The organism is Nocardia sp. NPDC050710, from assembly GCF_040654375.1.
In the GTDB taxonomy this organism is placed as follows: Bacteria; Actinomycetota; Actinomycetes; order Mycobacteriales; family Mycobacteriaceae; genus Nocardia.
In genome coordinates this window covers 1-1,659 of record NZ_JBFAHV010000069.1, presented here as the reverse complement: position 1 = coordinate 1,659, position 1,659 = coordinate 1, and the positions used below count along the sequence as shown (strand labels likewise).

The 1,659-nt window shown below is 64.3% G+C and carries 1 protein-coding gene; it reads left to right on the top strand.

The genetic code is table 11. The features are described from left to right. Positions 1-13: 13 nt before the first annotated feature. Positions 14-1,659: condensation domain-containing protein (locus AB0H61_RS39010; protein WP_357313978.1), on the top strand; the 1,646-nt coding region annotated here is incomplete at its 3' end.

The following is a 1,659-nucleotide window of genomic DNA, read 5'->3' as shown; positions in this document are numbered from 1 at the left end:
GGGGATTGCGGCGGTGGATGTGCGTTTGAAGGACGGCCGCAGTGGAAATGAGCTGAACTCTTATCGTTTCGATGTAGTCCTGCACAAAGCACCGGCGCGGGCGGTGACGGTCACCGGCGAAACGTGTCGATGGGAGCGATTCCAGGACTTGACCCGACTGGAGCAGTTCCTGTCCGAATCGACCGCGGACAGCATTCGCGTGGCAGGAATTCCGCACGCCGGATCGGCTGCCGATCGTGCCTTCGCTGCGACACTTGCGCGGGCCGACATCCGCCACCTGGTGGCCGACCTGACCATCGATGACGAGCCCGCGGCGGTGGGTGTGTGGCCACAGGACTGCCGTGACCTCGGAGGCGAACTCGGCTACGAGGTAGTTGTCACGCCCGCACCGGAACCGGGGCTGATGGAGGCCATATTCTTGAAGAGTTCCGGGGCGGCTCGAGTGGTCGAATATGAGCCGCCAGGGGATTCGGTACGTGGTCTCGAAGATTGCGCTAGCGACCCCGGCGCTCGGGATCGGCTGGCGGGGGTGCGTGCGTTCGTAGCGCGGCGGCTGCCGGAGTTCATGGTGCCGGCGGTGGTGGTGCCGGTGGCGGAGTTGCCATTGACGCCGAATGGGAAGGTCGACCGAAAAGCTTTGCCGGATCCGGAGTTCGCCGGTGGGGTGTATCGCGGTCCTCGGGATGAGTCCGAGCGGGCATTGGTCGAACTGTTCGCCGAGGTGCTCGGGATCGCGCGGGTCGGCATCGATGACGGCTTTTTCGACTTGGGCGGGCATTCGTTGTCGGTGATGCGTTTGATCAGCCGGATTCGGTCGGTCCTCGGTATCGAGTTACCGATCCGGACTGTGTTCGAGGCACCGACGGTCGCGGTATTGGCAACCCGACTCGGTGAAGGGCAGGTGACACGTACTCCTTTGAGCCCGCGGTCACGCCCGGAGCGGGTGCCGCTGTCGTATGCGCAATCTCGGTTGTGGTTCATGCACCGCTTCGATTATCGGTCGCCGCTCTATCACATTCCCGCGGCGTTGCGGTTGACCGGCGAGTTGGATGTGGCGGCGCTGACGGCCGCGGTGGCCGATGTGCTGGCCAGACACGAAATCCTGCGGACCGTCTACCCGGAGCAGGATGGGGTGCCGTGGCAGCGGGTGCTGGAGGTAGACGAGGTGCTGGCGCCGGTGTCGGTGGGTGAGGTCATGGACGGGCCGGAACTGGTGCGTGTGGTGTCCGAGGTGGTGGCGGTGCCGTTCGATTTGGCCACGCAGATTCCGTTGCGGGCGTGGGTTTTCGAATGTGGCGGGGATGAGTATGTGGTGGTGTTGGTGTTGCATCACATTGCTGGTGATGGTGGGTCATTGATGCCTTTGGCGCGGGATTTGGCGGTGGCGTACGCGGCGCGATCGGCTGGCCGTGCGCCGGGGTGGGAGCCGTTGCCGGTGCAGTATGCGGATTTCAGTTTGTGGCAGCGGGATGTGCTCGGTGACGAATCCGACCCGGACAGTCTGTTTGCTGCCCAATCCCGGTACTGGGAACAAGAATTGGCTGGGGTGCCGCAGTTGCTGCGTTTGCCGACCGACCGGTTGCGTCCGGCGGTGGCTTCTCATCGTGGTGACGTGGTGCCGTTGGTGGTGGGACCGCGGTTGCGGTTGGGTTTGGAGGG